At 72.4% G+C, this 21,196-nt stretch carries 20 protein-coding genes; 10 read left to right on the forward strand and 10 right to left on the reverse strand.

The window, feature by feature from the left end; translation table 11 throughout:
• Positions 1-7 precede the first annotated feature (7 nt).
• Genes cseB through ACZ7GJ_RS14095 form a run of 3 tightly spaced genes read left to right on the forward strand, consistent with a single transcriptional unit; the run spans position 8 to position 3,275 of the window.
• Positions 8-718: a two-component system response regulator CseB gene (gene cseB, locus ACZ7GJ_RS14085; protein ID WP_470751615.1), complete on the forward strand. Its 711-nt coding sequence runs from the start codon at positions 8-10 to the stop codon at positions 716-718.
• Positions 719-731: 13 nt separating this feature from the next.
• Entirely contained in the window at positions 732-2,045 is a 1,314-nt protein-coding gene (gene cseC / locus ACZ7GJ_RS14090) for a two-component system sensor histidine kinase CseC (protein ID WP_470751616.1), read from the forward strand.
• A gap of 48 nt (positions 2,046-2,093) precedes the next feature.
• Complete coding sequence (locus tag ACZ7GJ_RS14095; protein WP_470751618.1) at positions 2,094-3,275, forward strand: LamG domain-containing protein; 1,182 nt, start codon at positions 2,094-2,096, stop codon at positions 3,273-3,275.
• Between the two features lie 77 nt (positions 3,276-3,352).
• On the opposite strand, the gene ACZ7GJ_RS14100 is transcribed toward ACZ7GJ_RS14095, so the two are convergent.
• Positions 3,353-3,970: a M23 family metallopeptidase gene (locus ACZ7GJ_RS14100; protein WP_470751619.1), complete on the reverse strand. Its 618-nt coding sequence runs from the start codon at positions 3,968-3,970 to the stop codon at positions 3,353-3,355.
• 320 nt (positions 3,971-4,290) lie between these two features.
• Here ACZ7GJ_RS14100 and ACZ7GJ_RS14105 point away from each other — a divergent pair, with 320 nt between their 5' ends.
• Complete coding sequence (locus ACZ7GJ_RS14105; RefSeq protein WP_470751621.1) at positions 4,291-7,272, forward strand: NACHT domain-containing protein; 2,982 nt, start codon at positions 4,291-4,293, stop codon at positions 7,270-7,272.
• 61 nt (positions 7,273-7,333) lie between these two features.
• Here ACZ7GJ_RS14105 and ACZ7GJ_RS14110 read toward each other — a convergent pair whose 3' ends face one another.
• Positions 7,334-9,859 carry an ATP-dependent Clp protease ATP-binding subunit gene (locus ACZ7GJ_RS14110; protein WP_365923960.1) on the reverse strand — a complete coding sequence of 842 codons (2,526 nt, stop codon included), beginning with the start codon at positions 9,857-9,859 and terminating at the stop codon, positions 7,334-7,336.
• Between the two features lie 462 nt (positions 9,860-10,321).
• Between ACZ7GJ_RS14110 and ACZ7GJ_RS14115 the strand changes: the two genes are divergently transcribed.
• Positions 10,322-10,939 carry an SCO3374 family protein gene (locus tag ACZ7GJ_RS14115; protein ID WP_470751622.1) on the forward strand — a complete coding sequence of 206 codons (618 nt, stop codon included), beginning with the start codon at positions 10,322-10,324 and terminating at the stop codon, positions 10,937-10,939.
• On the opposite strand, the gene ACZ7GJ_RS14120 is transcribed toward ACZ7GJ_RS14115, so the two are convergent.
• From ACZ7GJ_RS14120 to ACZ7GJ_RS14150, 7 genes are all read right to left on the reverse strand, one after another.
• Positions 10,918-11,259 carry a histone-like nucleoid-structuring protein Lsr2 gene (locus tag ACZ7GJ_RS14120; protein WP_470751624.1) on the reverse strand — a complete coding sequence of 114 codons (342 nt, stop codon included), beginning with the start codon at positions 11,257-11,259 and terminating at the stop codon, positions 10,918-10,920. The two genes, ACZ7GJ_RS14115 and ACZ7GJ_RS14120, sit on opposite strands and share 22 nt — an antisense overlap.
• Positions 11,260-11,424: 165 nt before the next feature.
• On the reverse strand, positions 11,425-11,955 hold the full coding sequence (locus ACZ7GJ_RS14125; RefSeq protein WP_470751626.1) for an amino-acid N-acetyltransferase: 531 nt from the start codon (positions 11,953-11,955) through the stop codon (positions 11,425-11,427).
• Positions 11,956-11,964: 9 nt separating this feature from the next.
• Positions 11,965-12,432 carry a BlaI/MecI/CopY family transcriptional regulator gene (locus ACZ7GJ_RS14130; protein ID WP_470751627.1) on the reverse strand — a complete coding sequence of 156 codons (468 nt, stop codon included), beginning with the start codon at positions 12,430-12,432 and terminating at the stop codon, positions 11,965-11,967.
• Positions 12,433-12,579: 147 nt separating this feature from the next.
• Positions 12,580-12,753 (reverse strand): hypothetical protein, encoded by a 174-nt coding sequence (locus ACZ7GJ_RS14135; protein WP_365923970.1) that lies wholly within the window; start codon positions 12,751-12,753, stop codon positions 12,580-12,582.
• 13 nt (positions 12,754-12,766) lie between these two features.
• A complete protein-coding gene (locus ACZ7GJ_RS14140) occupies positions 12,767-13,366 on the reverse strand; it encodes a hypothetical protein (RefSeq protein WP_470751630.1) in 600 nt (199 codons plus the stop codon).
• Between the two features lie 70 nt (positions 13,367-13,436).
• Positions 13,437-13,622, reverse strand: coding sequence for a DUF397 domain-containing protein (locus ACZ7GJ_RS14145; RefSeq protein WP_470751632.1), 186 nt, complete (start codon positions 13,620-13,622; stop codon positions 13,437-13,439).
• Between the two features lie 668 nt (positions 13,623-14,290).
• Positions 14,291-15,442, reverse strand: coding sequence for a threonine aldolase family protein (locus tag ACZ7GJ_RS14150; RefSeq protein WP_470751634.1), 1,152 nt, complete (start codon positions 15,440-15,442; stop codon positions 14,291-14,293).
• 98 nt (positions 15,443-15,540) lie between these two features.
• On the opposite strand from ACZ7GJ_RS14150, the gene ACZ7GJ_RS14155 reads away from it, so the two are divergent.
• The 5 genes from ACZ7GJ_RS14155 to ACZ7GJ_RS14175 are packed head-to-tail and all read left to right on the forward strand — an operon-like array spanning position 15,541 to position 20,955.
• Positions 15,541-16,452, forward strand: a complete 912-nt coding sequence (locus ACZ7GJ_RS14155; protein ID WP_470751635.1) for a Rossmann-like and DUF2520 domain-containing protein — start codon at positions 15,541-15,543, stop codon at positions 16,450-16,452.
• On the forward strand, positions 16,449-17,441 hold the full coding sequence (panC, locus tag ACZ7GJ_RS14160; protein WP_470751637.1) for a pantoate--beta-alanine ligase: 993 nt from the start codon (positions 16,449-16,451) through the stop codon (positions 17,439-17,441). The genes ACZ7GJ_RS14155 and panC overlap by 4 nt, the downstream gene beginning before the upstream one ends.
• Positions 17,438-19,171, forward strand: coding sequence for an L-aspartate oxidase (locus ACZ7GJ_RS14165; protein WP_470751638.1), 1,734 nt, complete (start codon positions 17,438-17,440; stop codon positions 19,169-19,171). Before panC ends, ACZ7GJ_RS14165 begins: the two co-directional genes overlap by 4 nt.
• Positions 19,172-19,173: 2 nt before the next feature.
• Entirely contained in the window at positions 19,174-20,142 is a 969-nt protein-coding gene (gene nadC, locus ACZ7GJ_RS14170) for a carboxylating nicotinate-nucleotide diphosphorylase (RefSeq protein ID WP_470751640.1), read from the forward strand.
• Between the two features lie 3 nt (positions 20,143-20,145).
• Entirely contained in the window at positions 20,146-20,955 is an 810-nt protein-coding gene (locus tag ACZ7GJ_RS14175; RefSeq protein ID WP_470751641.1) for a type III pantothenate kinase, read from the forward strand.
• A 27-nt stretch (positions 20,956-20,982) separates the two neighbouring features.
• On the opposite strand, the gene ACZ7GJ_RS14180 is transcribed toward ACZ7GJ_RS14175, so the two are convergent.
• Positions 20,983-21,195 carry a hypothetical protein gene (locus tag ACZ7GJ_RS14180; RefSeq protein WP_470751642.1) on the reverse strand — a complete coding sequence of 71 codons (213 nt, stop codon included), beginning with the start codon at positions 21,193-21,195 and terminating at the stop codon, positions 20,983-20,985.
• Position 21,196 lies beyond the last annotated feature (1 nt).

The following is a 21,196-nucleotide window of genomic DNA, read 5'->3' on the forward strand; positions in this document are numbered from 1 at the left end:
CTTCCGCATGGCCGAGACCCATGTCCTGTTCGTGGAGGACGACGACGTCATCCGCGAGGCCACGACCCTGGCGCTGGAGCGCGACGGGTTCGTGGTCACCGCCATGCCCGACGGGCTGTCCGGCCTGGAGTCCTTCCGCGCCGACCGGCCCGACATCGCGCTGCTCGACGTGATGGTGCCCGGCATGGACGGCGTCAGCCTGTGCCGGCGCATCCGCGACGAGTCCACCGTCCCGGTGATCATGCTGTCCGCGCGCGCCGACTCCATCGACGTGGTGCTGGGCCTGGAGGCGGGCGCCGACGACTACGTCACCAAGCCTTTCGACGGCTCGGTGCTCGTCGCCCGCATCCGCGCGGTCCTGCGCCGCTTCGGCCACGCCGGCGGACCGCAGAACGGCGGCTCCGGCGGCGACGAGGCCGGCTCCGAGGAGCGCGGGGTCCTGGCCTTCGGCGACCTGGAGGTCGACACCGAGGGCATGGAGGTCCGCAAGGCGGGCGCCGCCGTGGCACTGACCCCGACCGAGATGCGGCTGCTGCTGGAGTTCTCCTCCGCGCCCGGCACCGTGCTCTCGCGCGACCGGCTGCTGGAGCGGGTCTGGGACTACGACTGGGGCGGCGACACCCGGGTGGTGGACGTCCACGTACAGCGGCTGCGCACCAAGATCGGTCAGGACCGGATCGAGACGGTCCGGGGCTTCGGCTACAAGTTGAAGGCCTGAGGCCCCGAAGGCAATGAAGCGGTTCACCCTCCGCACCGGCATCCGCTGGAAGATCACCCTCGCCATCACCACCGTGGGCGCGCTCACCGCGCTCGCGCTGAGCCTGGTGGTGCACAGTGCTGCCCGGGTGTCGATGCTGGAGAGCGCCCGCGAGGTACAGCTCGACCGGGTGCAGTTCATCTCCCGCAATGCCGAGGCCGGGCGCAAACCCCCGATGGGGGCCAAGCTCAACGACCCCGACCTGCCCGCCGAGCTGCGCGAGAAGGCGCGCTCGGGGCGGCGCGGCACCTACATCCAGGACAACCCGAAGGGGCTCCCGGAGGTGTGGGCCGCCGTACCGCTCGGCAACGGGCAGGTGCTGTCGCTGCACACGCAGTTCCGGGAGAGCGCCAACATGGTGCGCGACCTGGACCGGGCCCTGGTCGTCGGCTCCCTCGCCGTCGTGATCGGCGGCTCCGCGCTCGGCGTCCTCATCGGCGGGCAGATCTCGCGCCGGCTGCGCAAGGCCGCGGCCGCCGCGCAGCGGGTGGCCCACGGGGATCCCGAGGTACGGGTGCGGGACGCGGTCGGAGGCGTCGTACGGGACGAGACCGACGACCTCGCGCGGGCGGTCGACGCCATGGCGGACGCGCTCCAGCAGCGGCTGGAGGCCGAGCGGCGGGTGACCGCGGACATCGCGCACGAGCTGCGGACCCCGGTGACGGGCCTGCTCACGGCGGCCGAACTGCTGCCCGCGGGCCGTCCGACCGAGCTCGTACGGGACCGGGCGCAGGCCATGCGGGTCCTGGTCGAGGACGTGCTGGAGGTGGCCAGGCTGGACAGTGCCTCCGAGCGCGCCGAGCTCCAGGACGTGGCGCTCGGCGAGTTCGTGAGCCGCCGGGTCGCGGCGCTGATGCCGGAGGCGACCGTACGGGTCGTCGCGGACGAGGTCGTCAGCACCGACCCGCGGCGGCTGGAGCGGATCCTGGGCAACCTGCTCGCCAACGCCGCGCGGTACGGGCGCCCTCCGGTGCAGGTGGACATCGAGGGCCGGGTCGTGCGCGTACGGGACCACGGGTCGGGCTTCCCCGAGGCGCTGCTGCGGGAGGGGCCGAGCCGGTTCCGCACCGGGTCGACGGACCGCGCGGGGGTCGGGCACGGGCTGGGACTGACCATCGCGGAGGGCCAGGCGCGGGTGCTGGGCGCGCGGCTGACGTTCCGTAACGTGGCGGCCCCGGGCGGCTTCGACCGCGAGGGCGCGGCGGCGGGCGCGGTGGCGGTGCTGTGGCTCCCGGAGCACGCGCCGACGGCGACGGGCAGCTTCCCGGTCGTCAAGCCGCAGCAGTAGGCGACCAGGCCGTTCGCAGCCTGGGCCCGATGTCTTAGCATCCGTGCCATGACTGAAGGTACGGATCGCCCCCACAACCCCCAGCCGAACCCCGCGACGGGGCCCGGCGGATACGGATACCCGCCGGGCCAGATACCCGGGGCCGGCTACGGGTACCCGCAGCCGGGGCAGCCGAACCCGTACTCGGCGCAGCCGCAGCCCGGCGCACCGGGCGCGTTCGGGGAACCGGCCTTCGGGGAGCCGGCCTTCGGCGAGCCGACGACCTTCGGCGGACCGGCGCGGCACCAGGAGCCGGCCTTCGCCCAAGCCTCGCAGCCCTCGCAGCCCTCGCAGCCCTCGCAGCCGGACTGGCAGGCGATGGCCGACCGCAGCGAGGCGCAGCGCTCGCGCCGCAAGATGCTGTCGATCATCGGCGGGGCCGTCACCGTGGTCCTCCTCGCGGGCGGGGGCTACCTGTTCTTCGCCGGCGGCTCGGACGACAAGCCGAAGGACGACAAGCCCCCGGTGGCGGCCTCGGACTCCCCGAGCCCCTCGAAGAGCCCGGAGGACAAGTCCCCGACGGTGGCGGGCGACCCCACCCTGCTGCGCGACCGCGTGCCCGGCGGATCCCCGGTGCAGCTCGCGATGGCCCCGGACGCCGCGCTGTTCAAGATGGGCGAGCGCGACGAGGTCCGCTTCAAGGGCGGCCCGAACTCCTTCGCCCAGGGCTCCGAACAGGCCGTGGACGTCACGAAGAGCTTCAGCGTCACCACGCGCCTCTACACCGTCGTCGAGAACGGCTCCCGCATGGCGATCAGCCAGGGCGACGGGGACTCGTACTCCTTCGAGCTGGGCTTCGAGTCGGTGAACGGCAAGCCCTCCTGGGTGTTCCGCGTCCAGACCGGCGACAAGGGCGCCGACGCCACCGTGCAGCAGGTGGTCGTGGACGCTCCCGGCGCGGTGAACAAGTGGACCCAGCTGACCGCCACGTACGACGCCGACAAGAAGACGATCGCCCTCTACGTCGAGGACAAGCTCGCGGGAGCGGCCCAGATCAGCGGGATCTGGCCGGGCCCCGGTCCGGTGCAGCTGGGCCGGTCGCGCCACCACGGCATCTGGAGCGGCTCGCTCGTCGGATCGCTCGACCGGATCCGGATCTGGAACAAGGTGCTGAGCCCCGAGCAGGTCGCGGTGCTGGACTCCGGCAAGCTCGACTCCCTGGGCATGCCGAGCCACGCCTGGATCATCTGATCCGACCCGAAAGCCCCGGACCTGGTCGGGTCCGGGGCTTTCGGGTCGTGCGGGTCGTGCGGGGCTGCGGGTCCGGGTCAGACGGTGACGCCGGCCGCGCGCAGGAAGGCCACCGGGTTCACGGCGGAGCCGTAGTTCGGGGTGGTGCGGATCTCGAAGTGCAGGTGCGGGCCGCTGGAGTTGCCGGTGTTGCCCGACAGGGCGATCTGCTGGCCCTTGGTGACCTTCTGGCCGACCTTGACCTTGATCTTCGAGAGGTGCGCGTACTGCGAGTACGTGTTGTTGGCGTGCTTGATCACGATGGCGTTGCCGTAGGCCGGACCGTCGCCGCCGCCGTTGGGGCCGGCCTTGACGACGGTGCCCGCGGAGGCGGCGTCGACCGGGGTGCCGACCGGGACGGCGAAGTCCTGGCCGGAGTGCTTGTTGGACCACATGCTGCCGCCCTTGCCGAAGGTCGCGGACAGCGTGTACTTGTCGACCGGCTTCTCCCAGGCGACGACCGCCGGCTTCGCGGCGACGGCGTCGGCCTGGGCCTTGGCCTGGGCGGCGACCAGCTCGGCGGTACCGGTCAGGGCGGTCTGGGTCGTGTCGGCGAACGCGGCGGTCGTCCCGGCCCCGAATGCCAGGGCCGCACCGAGGGCGGTGGCGCCGATGGCGATACGGGTACGACGGGTGCTGACGCGCTTCGCGGACATGAAGGAGACCTCCGGGGCCGGGGACAGGGACGGTTCGCGACCCGTTCGGGGCGGCGAGCCCACCCTTGGTAACCCGTGCCCCCCGGCTTCCCCAAACCCCGCTCTTACTACCGGGGCTCGTAGGTGAGCAGAGGGCCGGCTGACCTGTTGACCGCCTACTTACTGGGCTCGGGGTAGGGCAAATCGGACCATTGGATCTACGAAAGTTCCTAGTAGGCCCGATTTGCCCTGTGCGGCTTGTCACCGGCGCGGGACCTCCGCGGGCCACTCCGGGACCAAAGACCTGCAACCTGCACCCCGCCCTGGCTACGCTCACGCCCGTGGACGCATCGGTGGCGGTGATCCGGCTGGCCTCGGGGGTCGTGACCCCCCTCGTCAAGAAGCTCTTCCGGGGCGAGGGCGCGGGAGCCGGCCTCGTGGACCGGCCCGTGCGGATCTCCTCGTACGTCTCCCTGCGCGAGCAGCGCGTCCTGTCCGGCCCGGACCTGCGCAAGCTGGCCGACAAGCTGGTCGCGGAGGCGCTGGACGCCCCCGGCGAGCGCCCCCTGCCACCGGGCGAGGAGGCGGGCGTGGCCGCCGCCCTCGCCGCCACCCTCCACTGCCTGGGCAACATCACCCTGACCGACCTGGAGGCCGTCCGGCTGGGTCCGGAGGCCTTCGCCCGGGCCTTACGGGACGCGGCGCCCTACCGGGGCCTGTCCTACGACGCCGAGCTCTTCTACCGGCGCGTGCTGGAGCTGGCCTGCCTGCACATCCTGAACTTCTTCACGCAGCGCTCCACCTTCGTGGCCGCCACCCTCGTCGAACAGAGCCGCCGCCAGGGCGAGCTGATCACCAAGGTGGACGAGGTGCTCACCCGCGTCCCCCGCCAGGACGGCCGCGACACCGCCTTCGAGCGCCGCTACCTCGACTACCTCGCCCGGCGCCACAGCACGCTCACCATCTTCGGCCTGGACCTGGCCCCCGGGTCCTCCCGCTGGCCGCTGGACGCCGCGTACGTGAGCCTGGAGGTCGACCGGGCGGCCCCGGCCCCCGCGCCGGGTACGGCTCCCGCCCCGGCCCCGGTCCCTGGAGGGGGCCTGCTGCCCGCGGACGCGATCCTGACCGAGTACCGGCGGGTCCTGCTGCGCGGTGAGGCCGGATCCGGCAAGACCACCCTCATCCAGTGGCTGGCCGTCGCCGCCGCCCGCGAGCCGGCCGGCCCGGGCCACATCCCGTACGTACTGCCGCTGCGCACCCTCACCCGCAACGGCGAGCGGCTCCCCGCGCCCTCCGAGTTCCTGGCCGGCACACCGCTGTCCGGGGAGGACCCCGACGGCTGGACCGGGCGGGTGCTGCGCGACGGACGGGCCCTGGTGCTGGTGGACGGCATCGACGAGATACCCGAGGCGGAACGGCCACGGGCCCGCGACTGGCTCGCCGACCTCATCACCGCCTACCCCGACAACCGCTGGCTGGTCACCTCCCGCCCCTCGGCGGTACGGCACGACTGGCTCGCCGACGTGGACTTCGCCGAGGTGACCCTGGCCCCGATGACCCCGGCGAACGTACGGGCCTTCATCGAGCGCTGGCACGACGCCGCCGACGACGTGCCCCACGAGTACCGCGACCAGCTGCTGGACTCCGTGGCGACCAAGCCGGACCTGGCCCGGCTCGCCACCAACCCGCTCCTGTGCGGCCTGATCTGCGCCCTGCACCGCGAACGCCGCGGCTTCCTGCCCTCGGGCCGCAGGGAGCTCTACTCGGCCGCCCTGTCCATGCTCCTGCACCGCCGCGACCGCGAGCGGGGGCTGCGGCTGCCGTACATCGCCGAGGAGCCCCAGCTCCAGCTCCTCCAGCGGCTCGCGTTCTGGCTGATCCGCAACGGCCGCACCGAGATGAGCCGCGACCAGGCCGAGTCCCTGATCGGGAAGGGCCTGCCCTCCGTACCCGCGGCCGCCGTCCTCGGCGAGGCGCCGGCCGTGTTCAGGCACTTCCTGGAGCGCACCGGGCTGCTGCGCGCCCCGACGGTGGACACGGTCCAGTTCGTCCACCGCACCTTCCAGGACTTCCTGGGGGCCAGGGCTGCCCTGGACGAGGGCAGCCTGAGCGAACTGACCCGGCACGCCGAGGACGACCAGTGGGAGGACGTCATCCGCATGGCGGTCGCCCAGGGCCGCCCCCGGGACCGCGCCGAGATCCTGCGGAACCTGCTGGCGGCACGCTCCACGCGGGCTGTGCTCCTCGCCTTCGCCTGTCTGGAGGACGCGGCCGAGCTGGAGCCGGATCTGCGCGAGGAGATCCGGGCGGCGGCCCGCGCGCTCGTCCCGCCAGGGGACATCGTGGTGGCCGACTCCCTGGCCCGCGTCGGCCCGCTGATCCTGGGGCTGCTGCCCGGCCCCGACATGAGCCTCAGCCACAACCAGACGCTGTGTACGGTCATTGCTGCCGGCCGGACCGGCAGCGACCAGGCGATCCCCTTCCTGGCCCAGTACGTCGGCCACCCCTCGGCGGACGTACGGGAGGAGCTGGCCCGGCTATGGCCGCGCTTCGACACCAAGCGCTACGCCGAGGAGGTCATCGTCCGCCTGGACCCACCCCCGCAGTGGCTCGACATCATCTCGGATGCCCATTTGGCACTGCCCGGGCTCACGGGCGGGGCAGGCCTGATCGTCGGCAAGGACGTGTCACGCGACGCCCTGGCCACCTTCCTGCGCCGCCAGCCGGTGGCGAAGCTAGCCCTCCACCACTTCGGGGGCGGCGCCGACGTGGAGTTCCTACGCGGCCATACCTCGCTCCGAGAGCTGAACGTCCACGATTGGCCCACCCTGAAGGACCTGAGCGGGCTGCACGGGCTGCCCTTGGAGGACGTCACCCTCTACCTGGGTGGCAAGCTGACCGTCGGCAGCGCCACCGCGACCTGGCCGCAACTGCGTCACCTCAGGCTGGCAGGGGACTACACCCCTTGGTCCTTTGCCGATCTGGCCGCGGCCGTACCCCTGGAGGTGCTCGATCTCGAGCACGCACCCGCAGACCTGGCGGGTCTGGGCCAGCTGCGGAACCTTGCCGTGCTGCTGCTCGGATGCGACTGGCGCCCCCGCGGAGAAGCGACCTGGGCCGAGCTCTCCCGCCTAGAGCACCTGGAGGTACTCGCTCTGTCGGCCGCGACACTGGGCGGCCTCGTGGAATTCGCCGACCTGCCCGCGCTCCGGCATGTTCGGGTGTATCCCTGCGAGGGCCTCGACCCCAGAGTTGAGGACCGGCTGCACCGGCGCTTCCCGGGGGTTGAACTGCTGGAGCTGTCGGGAGAGGCCCCGGCATGACGAGAAGGGGCGGCCCGGAACCTCGTGGGTTCCGGGCCGCCCCTTTTGACCTCGCTACTGCTTACGCACCCTTGGAGAGGTCCGGGCCGGAGCCCGTGGCCTCGATCGGGGGCAGGTCGGGCAGCGTGGACTTGTCCTCGCCGCGGAAGGTGAACTTGGCGTCGTCGCCCTCACCCTCCTTGCCGACGACCACGATCTGACCGGGACGCAGCTCGCCGAAGAGGATCTTCTCCGAGAGCAGGTCCTCGATCTCGCGCTGGATGGTCCGGCGCAGCGGGCGGGCGCCCATGATCGGGTCGTAGCCGCGCTTGGCGAGCAGGAGCTTCGCGTCACCGCTCAGCTCGATGCCCATGTCGCGGTCCTTCAGGCGCTCGTCGACCTTGGCGATCATGAGGTCGACGATCTGGATGATGTCTTCCTCGGTCAGCTGGTGGAAGACGACCGTGTCGTCGACACGGTTGAGGAACTCGGGCCGGAAGTGCTGCTTCAGCTCTTCGTTGACCTTCGCCTTCATCCGGTCGTATCCGGTCTTGGTGTCTCCCTGGGCCGCGAAGCCGAGGTTGAAGCCCTTCGAGATGTCCCGCGTACCCAGGTTGGTCGTCATGATGATGACGGTGTTCTTGAAGTCCACGACCCGGCCCTGGGAGTCGGTCAGACGACCGTCCTCCAGGATCTGGAGAAGGGAATTGAAGATATCCGGGTGCGCCTTCTCGACCTCGTCGAAGAGGACGACGGAGAACGGCTTCCGGCGGACCTTCTCGGTCAGCTGGCCGCCCTCTTCGTAGCCCACGTAGCCGGGGGGCGAACCGAAGAGACGGGAAACCGTGTGCTTCTCGCTGAACTCCGACATGTCGAGGGAGATCAGCGCGTCCTCGTCGCCGAAGAGGAATTCGGCGAGCGTCTTGGAGAGCTCGGTCTTACCGACACCGGACGGGCCGGCGAAGATGAACGAGCCACCCGGGCGCTTCGGGTCCTTCAGACCCGCACGGGTACGGCGGATCGCCTGGGAGAGCGCCTTGATGGCGTCCTTCTGGCCGATGACCCGACGGTGGAGCTCGTCCTCCATGCGGAGCAGCCGCGAGGACTCCTCCTCGGTGAGCTTGAAGACCGGAATGCCGGTCGCCGTCGCCAGGACCTCGGCGATCAGCTCCTCGTCCACCTCGGCGACGACGTCCATGTCGCCGGACTTCCATTCCTTCTCGCGCTTGGCCTTCGCAGCCAGCAGCTGCTTCTCCGTGTCACGGAGGGAAGCCGCCTTCTCGAAGTCCTGGGAGTCGATCGCCGACTCCTTGTCGCGGCGCACGTTCGCGATCTTCTCGTCGAACTCGCGCAGGTCCGGCGGCGCGGTCATCCGGCGGATGCGCATTCGCGAGCCGGCCTCGTCGATCAGGTCGATCGCCTTGTCCGGCAGGAAGCGGTCCGAGATGTACCGGTCGGCCAGCGTGGCGGCGGCGACGAGGGCCGAGTCCGTGATGGAGACACGGTGGTGGGCCTCGTAGCGGTCGCGCAGACCCTTGAGGATCTCGATCGTGTGGGGGAGGGAAGGCTCCGCCACCTGGATCGGCTGGAAGCGGCGCTCGAGGGCCGCGTCCTTCTCAAGGTGCTTGCGGTACTCGTCGAGCGTCGTGGCACCGATGGTCTGGAGCTCACCACGGGCCAGCATGGGCTTGAGGATGCTGGCGGCGTCGATCGCGCCCTCGGCGGCACCCGCACCCACGAGGGTGTGGAGCTCGTCGATGAACAGGATGATGTCGCCGCGGGTGCGGATCTCCTTGAGCACCTTCTTCAGGCGCTCTTCGAAGTCACCGCGGTAGCGGGAGCCGGCGACCAGGGCGCCGAGGTCAAGCGTGTAGAGGTGCTTGTCCTTGAGCGTCTCGGGCACCTCGCCCTTGACGATCGCCTGGGCCAGGCCCTCGACGACGGCGGTCTTGCCGACGCCGGGCTCGCCGATGAGGACCGGGTTGTTCTTCGTCCGGCGGGACAGCACCTGCATGACCCGCTCGATCTCCTTCTCGCGCCCGATGACCGGGTCGAGCTTGGATTCGCGGGCAGCCTGGGTGAGGTTGCGGCCGAACTGGTCCAGGACGAGCGAGGTCGAGGGGGTGCCCTCGGCCGGGCCGCCGGCGGTGGCCGACTCCTTGCCGCCTCCGGAGTAGCCGGAGAGCAGCTGGATGACCTGCTGCCTGACTCGGTTGAGATCGGCGCCCAGCTTCACGAGGACCTGGGCGGCGACGCCCTCGCCCTCGCGGATCAGGCCGAGCAGGATGTGCTCGGTGCCGATGTAGTTGTGGCCGAGCTGGAGGGCCTCTCGGAGCGAAAGCTCCAGGACCTTCTTCGCCCGCGGGGTGAAGGGGATGTGGCCGGACGGGGCCTGCTGGCCCTGGCCGATGATCTCCTCAACCTGCTGGCGAACAGCCTCGAGCGAAATCCCGAGGCTCTCCAGGGCCTTAGCGGCGACACCCTCACCCTCGTGGATCAAGCCCAGGAGGATGTGCTCGGTGCCGATGTAGTTGTGGTTGAGCATCCGGGCTTCTTCCTGAGCCAGGACGACAACCCGCCGCGCGCGGTCGGTGAACCTCTCGAACATCGTTTATCGCTCCTCAGAGCGGTCGGGCAGTTCGGGGTCGGTCCCCGCCCTGTCCTTCCGCATGCTAGTCCCGCGGGGCGGGACAGCTCATTCCAACTGCCGACATCCCTCCGCGGCTCACCCCCGCATCGGGGGGAAAACCGGCTTGAAGAGCCGACAACTGCTCCAACCCGATGGTGCGAGACGATGTTCCCGCAGGCCAGGCAGATACCCGTCACACGTGTACGCCGAGCGCGAACGGGAGCCGGTCAAATCAGCGTGTCGCCCCGATCCACAAGGAATGTCTTACCCGTAAGGACTGACACTCCATGCCGGTGGCACCGGTTCCCTCCGCTACGGGCGAACACGTTCGCGTCCCGAATGTGGGACGCCACCTCGACGGATGTTTACGTTCCGCATTGGTGTGGCTGCGGTGTGTCACATCGCGCGTAACCCGGGAGCGTTTCGGGAGTTGCTCCGGTCATGGCCCTCACCGTCCCGCTGCCCCGCCGCCCCGCCGCCACGGAAGCCCTCACGGGAGCGGTGGAGGGCGCGGAAGGCGCGCCCCCGGCAGCCTGGGCGTCCTGGTACGAACGCGTGCTCGGCTGGACCGTCGCGGGCGGGCCGCCCGCACAGCTCGTCACCGGGGTGCGGTTCGACGTGCTGGAGCTGCCGGCCGATGCCGGGACCGCGGTGCTGCGCAGGCGCGTCACCACCGGTCCGGTGGCGGTCATGGGGCGCAGGATGCGGTTCCTCGTCGCCGCGGGCGGCGCGGAGGAGCTGGAGGGCCTGCTGGACTGGCTGGAGTGGGGCGGGGTCGCTCTGGATCTCGCCGCCCTGGGTGCGGGTGGCCGGATCACCGCTCCGGTGCCGCCCGGGCACCCGGACCCGGAGGGAAGTCCCCGGGGGACCGCCGTGTGGCTGCGGCCCCCCGAGCCGGGGTGCGAGGCATCGCTGCCCGCCCTGCCCGGTACGGGGCAGGGCGTCGGGCCCGTCGGGAGGGACGGGGCCGATCTCGTACGCCTCGTCGCCGCGGCGGCGACGGAATGCCACCGCGCCCGCCTGCGGCGGCGTACGCCTCAGCCCTTGGCGTTCTCGTAGGCCTCGCGGATCTCCGCGGGCACACGACCGCGGTCGTTGACGCTCAGCCCCTGGGACTTCGCCCACGCACGGATCTCGGCGGTGTCCGGGTTTCCGGAGCCCGCAGTCGCGCGAGCACCCTTGGCGCGCCCGGCCGCGGCACGGCCACCGGTGCGGCGACCGCCCTTGGTGTACGGGTCGAGCAGGCCGCGGAGCTTTTCAGCGTTGGCGGTGGTGAGGTCGATCTCGTAGGTCTTGCCATCCAGAGCGAACGTCACGGTCTCGTCCGCCTCGCCACCGTCGAGGTCGTCGACAAGAAGGACCTGAACCTTCTGTGCCACCGGATTTCCTTTCATCGAAAATGCAGTACGCGGAAAGGAAACCGCTTTTGCCTGGAAAACACAAACCCCCCGGGGAAGGTTCGAGACCGCAACGAGGCGGGAAACGTGCGCGATTCGGACATAGGCCACAGGTGCGCGGACCGCCGTAAAAGCCGCCCTGATCGTTCAGAGGTGCAGAAGCATCCGGCTGTTGCCCAAGGTGTTCGGCTTCACTCGTTCGAGACCGAGGAACTCGGCAACACCCTCGTCATAGGAACGCAGCAGCTCCATGTAGACATCGGTCTCGACCGGCGTCTCGCCGATCTCGACGAAGCCGTGCTTCGCGAAGAAGTCCACTTCGAAGGTCAGGCAGAAAACCCTGCTCACCCCGAGCCGACGGGCGGTGTGCAACAACTTGTCCAGCACCAGATGTCCGACTCCCGCGCCCTTCAACTCGCGGTCGACGGCGAGAGTGCGCACTTCGGCGAGGTCTTCCCACATGACGTGGAGAGCGCCGCAGCCCACTACCTGGCCGTCCCCGGCGCGTTCCGCGACCCAGAACTCCTGGATGTCCTCGTAAAGGACGACCGGGGCTTTGTCGAGCAGGATCCTCTGCTGCACGTACTGGTCGAGGAGGCGGCGCAGCGCGGGAACATCACCGGTGCGCGCGCGGCGGATCGTCACGGTTTTTGCATCTGCAGCGGAAAGCTCTCCCATGCCCGGACGCTATCGCCCCGGTTCGGACCGCTGCTCGGCGGCGTCCCCTTCGGGAGCGGCCTCCGCTTCGGGGGCGGCTTCGCCTTCCGGGGCTTCCGGGGCTTCGGGGGCTTTGGTGGCGGCTTCGCCTTCGGGGGCGGCGGCCGGCTCCTCCGCGGGCTGGACGATCCGTACGGCATCGCGCAGGGCCTCGCGCTGTTCGGCGGACATCATGCCGAAGAAGGCCACGAGGGCGGCCGCGGGGTTGTCGCTCGTCGACCACGCTTCGTTCATCAGTGCGGCCGAGTAGGCGGCACGGGTCGAGACCGCCGTATATCGATAGGCGCGGCCTTCCGCTTCCCGGCGGACCCAGCCCTTCTGATGAAGATTGTCCATAACGGTCATGACCGTGGTGTACGCGATGGACCGTTCCTGCTGGAGGTCTTCCAGTACTTCCCGAACGGTGACCGGGCGGTTCCACTGCCACACCCGCGTCATGACTGCGTCTTCGAGTTCTCCCAAGGGGCGAGGCACAACAGCACGATAGTGCGGGATGTCGCGAATTGCCCGACTATTCGGCCGGCAACGCGCAACAAAATCGGGGGGCGGACGGCCCGAAAGCCGTACGCCCCTCCTCGCGGTCCGCTACTTCTGCGGCTTCGCCTGCTGTGCGCCCTCGGCGCGGGCGAGCACGGCGTCGACCGCCGCGTCTTCCTTCGCCTTGTTGGAGCCGCCCTGGCTCTTCACGATCGTCACGACGAGAGCGATGAAGAACGCGGCCATCACGAACGGGGGCACGAGCGCGGAAACGTAGTCCATGGCCTCAGGGTAGCTAGCCGACCGCCAGACCCGTCGCCCGGCCCGCCGCCGGGGGCGGTGTGGGCTTGCGGCGCGGCGGGAACACCTCGCCGGGCGTCGGAATGGGCTTTTCCTTCGGCTGCTCGGGCTGCGGCTTCTTGGGTACGGGGCGCGGCTCGTCCTCCTTGCCGCCCGCGAGGGCCAGCAGCCGGGTGCGGGGCGCGGGGGCCGTGGAGAGCCTGCGGCGTACGGAGCGCTCCGCGATCCCCTGGGCCCGGTCCAGGAGCCCGGCGGCCACCGGGTTGGCGCGGAGCGCACGCAGGGCGGCGAGGTCGTCGGGCACGGGCTCGTACCCGGCGGCCAGCGCGTCCTGCAGCAGCTCCAGGAAGCCGGAGAGGCTGCCGGGCAGGGCGGCCCGGTAGCGCGCCAGGTCGGCGAGGAGGAACTCTCTGAGCCGACCCGCCTCCTGGACCGCGTCGTCCACCGACTGCGCGAGGCGCAGGCAGTCCTGGACCTCCGCGGCCGTCAGTGGGGCCGTGGAGGACTGGAGGGCGTGGGCGAGGAGACGCCTGAGCACGAGCAGCTCAGCTGCGCTGAACGCCATCCCGCCGCGGGATCCGTAGGGCGTGGGCATGGGCCGAAGATACGCGCTAATCGGACAAAATCCCCTGAGGGTGGCCTGGCGCGGCGCGGCGGGTCAGAGGTCAGCCGGACTGCTTGACCGCGCGCAGGAAGTCCGCCCAGGCGGCCTGGGTCGTGGCGAGCACGAGGTGCGCGGGGTCGGCGTGGTCCGCGACGCGGACGAGTGCGCCGGGGGCGGCGGCGACGTAGACGCAGGCGTCTCCCTCGCCGCAGAACGAGGACTTCTGCCAGACGGGCTGAGCGGTCATGAGTGTCTCCTCCGACAACGGCGCCGGTAATTCCCGTGGAGGGACGGTAACGCCGCGGCGGCTCCCAGCCACCGTCTTCCCGGGAATTCGGTGCGCCGCACCGCAGCACGCCCCGTCCCCCACCACGCCCGCGCACGCCGCGCCCCGCCGGTGCGAGCCCCTGCCGGCGCGGCCCGTCCCGCACCCGCACCCGCACGCCTCGCCCCCGCCGGGGCGGACCCGTCCCGCCGCTGCGCCCGCGCCTCGCCCCCTGCCTGGGCGGGCCTCCGCCAGGGCAGGCCCGCAGGGCTCATCCCCCGCCGGGGCGGCCCCGTCCCCACGCCGCCCGCGCGGCTCGGCCCCCGCCGGGGCGGGCACCTGCCTGGCGGACCCGTTCCCGCTGCGCGGGGCTTCTCCCCGCCCCGCCCCGCCACCGTTCCCCGGGCTCTGCCCGCACCCGCGCGCAGCTACCGCTGGCGGTCCCCCTTGGCGGGGCGGACCCGTCCCCACGCCGCCCGCGCGGCTCGGCCCCCGCCGGGGCGGGCACCTGCCTGGCGGACCCGTTCCCCCGCTCCCCGCCCCGCCCTTCCGCCGTTCCCCGGGCTCCGCCCGGACCCGCGCCCAGCTGCCGCTGGAGCGGATATTCAGCCCCGCCGGCGATTGAGGGCGCGGAGCCCCGCCCGGCGGGGCTAAAGGTGGGTGAGGAAGGTCGTCGCGGCTTGTTTGACGTCCTCGGGGGTCCAGGTGAGGCCGGGGGCGGTGACCTCGACCTCCGTCATCGAGACGCCCGGGGGGCCGTCGGCGGACCACCGGCGGAAGAGCATCGTGCCCGTCTCCTCCGCCAGGCGGATCCCCGCGTCCGTCAGGCGGTCCGCGTCGTACGGCAGCCACAGCTGGAACTGGTGCGTGTGCGGCACCTCCGGGTTGATCCGGAACCACGGCACCCCGGCCGCCTCGAACGCCTCCCTCAGGGACTGCGCGACGGCCCGCGCCCCGGCCACGTACGACGGGAGCCTCGGCAGCTCGGACTCCAGCCCGGCCAGCGCCGACAGCGCCGCGGGGAACTGCCGGAAGACCTGGCCCCCGTACCGGTGCCGCCAGACCCTCGCCTCCGCGACCAGCGACGCGGACCCGGCGAGCGCGGCCCCGCTCAGCCCGCCGAGGGACTTGTAGAAGGAGACGTAGACCGAGTCGGCCAGCGCCGCGATCTCCGGCAGGGAACGGCCGAAGTGGACCGTCGACTCCCACAGCCGGGCTCCGTCGAAGTGGACGACCGCGTCGCGTTCCCGCGCGGCGGCCACGAGCTCCTCCAGCTCCTCCCACGCGGGCAGCAGGAAACCGGCGTCCCGCAGCGGCAGCTCCAGCATCAGGGTGCCGAAGGGCTCGGGCAGGTCCCGGACCTCCTCCGGCGTCGGCTGGCGCGGCTCCCCCGTCGGGTGGACGGTCCGCAGCCCGGAGACGACCGACAGCGCGCCCCCCTCCCACCGCTCCGGATGGCTCATCGGGTGCAGCGCGACCACCGGGCTGCCGGTCCGCCCCGCCCAGCACCGCAGCGCGATCTGCTGGGCCATCGTCCCCGTCGGGAAGAACGCCGCGTCCTGGGTACCCAGCAGCTCCGCCACCCGCCGCTCCAGGCGGCCGACGACCCCGTCCCCGTACAGGTCGGCCGGCTCGTCCGGATCCGGCGCGCTCAGCCCGGCGAGCAGTTCGCCGACGGTGGCCTCGCGCAGGCTGCCCCCCAGCATCCGTTCGGCCGCCCGCCCCGCCGCCACCAGCCGCCGCGCCCGCTCCGCGTCCTGGTCCGTACCCTGCTCCGGGCCCTGTTCCGTGTCCTGCGTCATGCCCCCGATCATCTCCGACCGGGGCACACGCCCAGGAGCTAGCATGGCGACGTATCGTCCGGTACCCCCCGCGGACTGGAACGGAAGGCCCACCCCGCGTGAACTCATCACAGCAGCCGCGCCCTGCGCGGCTCACCGTCGGCGTCGTCGGGGCCGGCCGCGTCGGTCCCGCCCTGGCCTGCGCCCTGCAGCAGGCCGGACACCGGCCGGTCGCCGTGTCCGGCGTCTCCGACGCGTCCCGCCGCCGCGCCGCGCGGATGCTGCCGGACGTGCCCGTCGTGACGCCCGCGCAGGTCCTGGAGTACGCCGACCTCGTCCTGCTCACCGTCCCCGACGACGCGCTGCCCTCCCTGGTCGAGGGCCTCGCCGAGACCGGCGCCGTCCGCCCCGGGCAGCTCATGGTCCACACCTCCGGGCGCTACGGAACCGCCGTGCTGGACCCCGCGCGCCGCGCGGGCGCCCTGCCGCTGGCCCTGCACCCGGCGATGACCTTCACCGGCACCGAGGTCGACGTGCAGCGCCTGGCGGGCTGCTCCTTCGGCGTGACCGCCCCCGACGAGCTGCGGCTCGCCGCCGAGGCCCTGGTCATCGAGATGGGCGGGGAGCCCGAGTGGATCGCGGAGGCCAACCGCCCGCTCTACCACGCGGCCCTCGCCCTCGGCGCGAACCACCTGGTCACCCTGGTCGCACAGGCCATGGAGCTGCTGCGCAAGGCGGGCGTGGAACACCCCGACCGGATGCTCGGCCCGCTCCTCGGCGCGGCCCTCGACAACGCCCTGCGCTCCGGCGACGCCGCCCTGACCGGCCCGGTGGCCCGCGGCGACGCCGGTACGGTCGCCGCGCACGTCTCGGAGCTGCGCAAGCACGCCCCGGGCACGGTCGCCGGATACCTGGCGATGGCCCGCACCACCGCCGACCGGGCCCTGGCGCACGGGCTGCTCAAGCCGGAACTCGCCGAGGACCTGCTGGGCGTACTCGCCGACACGGAATCCGACGGGAGCGAGCTGTGACCGACCTGCTGCTGCACACGGCCGAGGACCTGCACCGGCTCCCGCGCGACGGCCGCAGGGCCGTGGTCATGACCATGGGCGCCCTGCACGAGGGGCACGCCACCCTGATCCGTACGGCGCGCGAGCAGACCGGGCCCGGGGGCCAGGTCGTGGTCACCGTCTTCGTCAACCCGCTCCAGTTCGGGGCGGGCGAGGACCTCGACCGCTACCCGCGCACCCTCGACTCCGACCTGCTCATCGCCGAACAGGCGGGGGCCGACGCCGTGTTCGCCCCGGCCGTCGACGAGGTCTACCCCGGCGGCGACCCCCAGGTCCGGATCGGGGCGGGCCCCATGGGCGAGCGCCTCGAAGGCGCCACCCGCCCCGGCCACTTCGACGGCATGCTGACCGTCGTCGCGAAACTGCTCCACCTCACCCGCCCCGACCTGGCCCTCTTCGGCCAGAAGGACGCGCAGCAACTGGCGCTGATCCGGCGGATGGTGACCGACCTGAACTTCCCCGTCGAGGTGGTCGGCGTACCGACCGTCCGCGAGGAGGACGGGCTCGCGCTGTCGTCGCGCAACCGCTACCTCTCGCCGCTGGAGCGCCGTACGGCCCTGGCCCTGTCGCGGGCCCTGTTCGCCGGCCGCGACCGGCTGGCCGCGCAGGCCGCGCTCCAGGCGCGCGCCGAGGCCGCCCCGGCGAGCGACGAGCGGGCCACCGCGCTGGCCCGGCTCGGCGAGATCCGGGCCTCCGCCGACGCGCACGCCGTCTCGGCGGCGGGCGCCGGGCTGCCGGAGGCCGTACGGGCCGCCGCGCGGCACGTCCTGGACGAGGCGGGGCGCTACGACCCGCCGCTCGTGCTGGACTACCTGGCACTGGTGGACCCGCAGGACTTCACCGACGCCGGGCCCGGTTTCACCGGTCAGGCGGTACTGGCCGTCGCCGCGAAGGTGGGCACGACCCGGCTGATCGACAACATCCCATTGGAGTTCGGAGCGCACTCGTGAGCACCCCAGGCAGCGGCCCCGCCACCGGAAGCACCGGCATACGGCTGCACGCCCCCGCCCCCGGCTGGTCCGTAGACGCGGACGTCGTCGTCGTCGGCTCCGGCGTCGCCGGCCTGACCGCGGCCCTGCGCTGCGCCGCCGCGGGACGCCGTACGGTCGTGGTCACCAAGGCCCGCCTCGACGACGGCTCGACCCGCTGGGCCCAGGGCGGCATCGCCGCGGCCCTCGGCGAGGGCGACACCCCCGAACAGCACCTGGACGACACCCTGGTCGCGGGCGCGGGCCTGTGCGACGAGGCGGCCGTGCGGCTCCTCGTCACCGAGGGCCCCGACGCCGTGCGCCGGCTGATGGCGGCCGGCGCGGTCTTCGACACCTCCGCGGAGACCGGCGAGATAGAGCTGACCCGCGAGGGCGGCCACCACCGGCGCCGGATCGCGCACGCGGGCGGCGACGCCACCGGCGCCGAGATCTCCCGGGCCCTCGTCGAGGCCGTGCAGGCCGCGGGCATCGAGACCGTCGAGAACGCGCTCGTGCTCGACCTGCTCCAGGACGCGCAGGGACGTACCGCGGGCGTCACCCTGCACGTCATGGGCGAGGGCCAGCACGACGGCGTCGGCGCCGTCCACGCGCCCGCCGTGATCCTGGCGACCGGCGGCATGGGCCAGGTCTTCTCCGCCACCACCAACCCGTCGGTGTCCACCGGCGACGGCGTGGCGCTCGCGCTGCGTGCCGGGGCCGAGGTCTCCGACCTGGAGTTCGTGCAGTTCCACCCGACGGTGCTCTTCCTGGGCGCCGACGCCGAGGGGCAGCAGCCCCTGGTGTCGGAGGCGGTCCGGGGCGAAGGCGCGTACCTCGTCGACGCGGACGGCGTCCGCTTCATGGTCGGCCAGCACGAGCTCGCCGAGCTGGCCCCGCGCGACATCGTCGCCAAGGGCATCATGCGCCGCATGCAGGAGCAGGGCGCGCAGCACATGTACCTCGACGCCCGGCACTTCGGCGCCGAGATGTGGGAGCAGCGCTTCCCGACCATCCTCGCCGCGTGCCGCTCGCACGGCATCGACCCGGTGACCGGGCCGATCCCGGTCGCGCCCGCCGCGCACTACGCCTCCGGCGGCGTACGGACCGACCTGCACGGCCGGACCACCGTCCCCGGCCTGTACGCCTGCGGCGAGGTCGCCTGCACCGGCGTGCACGGCGCGAACCGGCTCGCCTCCAACTCCCTGCTGGAGGGACTGGTCTTCGCCGAGCGCATCGCCGACGACATCGTCGCGCACGCGCCCGCCGGCACCGGCCCCGGCATCCCGGTCCCGGCGACCGGCCCGCTCCAGCCCGCCGAGGCCCGGTACGAGGTCCAGCGCATCATGACCGGCGGCGCGGGCGTGCTGCGCTCCGCGGAGTCGCTGCGCACGGCCGCCGAGGCCCTCGAAGCCCTGTACGCCACCGCGCTGAACAACCTCGAAGCGCACGGCAAGACCGCCGAGCCCGGGGTGGACACCTGGGAGGCCACGAACCTGCTGTGCGTGGCCCGGGTACTGGTCGCGGCCGCCCAGCGGCGCGCGGAGACCCGCGGCTGCCACTGGCGCGAGGACCACCCCGACCGGGACGACGCCGCCTGGCGCCGCCACCTCGTCGTGCGGCTGTCCGCCACCGAGAAGCGGGCCCTGGTCGTCACCCCCACCGAGTCCGCGGACTTCCCTTCCGTACTTCACCCCCTCAGCCAGGAGCAGTGACCGTGAGCACCCCCGAACTCCCCCTGATCGACCAGAACGACGGCGGCTGCGGCGACGACTGCGCCTGCGGCGACGGCGAGGAGACCGGGCTCGACCCGGCGCTGGCCCAGCTGCTCGTGGACGCCGGCCTGGACCCCGTAGAGATCGAGGACATCGCCCACATGGCGATCTCCGAGGACCTGGACGGCGGGGTCGACGTGACCACCGTCGCCACCGTCCCCGAGGACGCCGTCGCGACGGCCGACTTCACCGCGCGCGAGGCGGGCACGGTCGCCGGCCTGCGGGTCGCGGAGGCCGTCCTGTCTGTCGTGTGCACCGAGGCCTTCGAGGTCGAGCGCCTCGCCGAGGACGGTGACCGCGTCGAGGCCGGCCAGGTGCTGCTGTCGGTCACGGCCCGTACCCGGGACCTGCTCACCGGCGAGCGCAGCGCGCTGAACCTGCTGTGCCTGATGTCGGGCATCGCGACGGCCACGCGCAAGTGGGCCGACGAGCTGGAGGGCACCAAGGCCAAGGTCCGCGACACCCGCAAGACCACCCCCGGCCTGCGCTGCCTGGAGAAGTACGCGGTGCGCTGCGGCGGCGGCGTCAACCACCGGATGTCGCTGTCGGACGCGGCGCTGGTGAAGGACAACCACGTGATCGCGGCCGGCGGTGTCGCCGAGGCGTTCAAGGCCGTGCGCGAGCAGTTCCCCGACCTGCCCATCGAGGTCGAGGTCGACACGCTCCAGCAGGTACGGGAGGCCCTGACGGCGGGCGCGGACCTGATCCTCCTGGACAACTTCACCCCGATCGAGACCGAGGAGGCCGTCGCGCTGGTCCGCGGGCGCGCGGTGCTGGAGTCCTCGGGCCGCCTGACGATGGCGAACGCACGCGCGTACGCCGAGACGGGCGTCGACTACCTCGCGGTCGGCGGGCTCACCCACTCCTCCCCGATCCTGGACATCGGCCTCGATCTGCGCGAGGCGGTGTAACCCGTGCTCCTCACCATCGACGTAGGCAACACCCACACGGTCCTGGGCCTGTTCGACGGTGACGAGATCGTCGAGCACTGGCGCATCTCGACCGACCCGCGCCGCACGGCCGACGAGATGGCCGTACTGATGCAGGGCCTCATGGGCATGCACCCGATGCTCGGCAGCGAGCTGGGCGACGGCATCCACGGCATCGCGATCTGCTCGACGGTGCCGTCGGTGCTGCACGAGCTGCGGGAAGTCACCCGCCGGTACTACGGCGACGTGCCGGCGGTCCTGGTGGAGCCGGGCATCAAGACGGGCGTCCCGATCCTGATGGACAACCCGAAGGAGGTCGGCGCGGACCGCATCATCAACGCGGTCGCGGCCGTCGACCTCTACGGCGGTCCGGCGATCGTGGTCGACTTCGGTACGGCGACCACCTTCGACGCGGTGTCCGCGAAGGGCGAGTACGTGGGCGGGGTGATCTCCCCCGGCATCGAGATCTCCATGGAGGCCCTCGGCGTGCGCGGCGCGCAGCTCCGCAAGATCGAGCTGGCCCGCCCGCGGAACGTGATCGGCAAGTCCACGGTCGAGGCGATGCAGTCGGGCGTGGTCTACGGCTTCGCGGGCCAGGTCGACGGGATCGTCACGCGCATGGCCAAGGAGCTCGCGGGCCCGGGCGGCGACCCGGACGACGTCCGCGTCATCGCCACCGGCGGCCTGGCCCCGATCGTCCTCGGCGAATCCTCGGTGATCGACGACCACGAGCCCTGGCTCACCCTGATCGGGCTGCGCCTGGTCTACGAGCGCAACGCGCCGAACTTCGAGTAGCCGGCCGCCCTCCGCGCCGCCCGGGCTTCAGCAGGAGTGGTACGGGCGGTGCAGGAGGCGGTGGAGCGCCGCCCGCCAGGGGTGGCGGGCCGGGCGGCCGGACAGGACGGCCCGGAACTGCTCGTACGAGCGGGCCGCGCGCAGGACGGCCACGTCGTCGCGGCCCGGCGGCGGGGGCATCGGGGCGCTGTGCTGGGACGCCCGGTACGTGTCGATGAGGTACTGCTCGATCGCGGTCATG

The organism is Streptomyces sp. NPDC037242, from assembly GCF_055604165.1.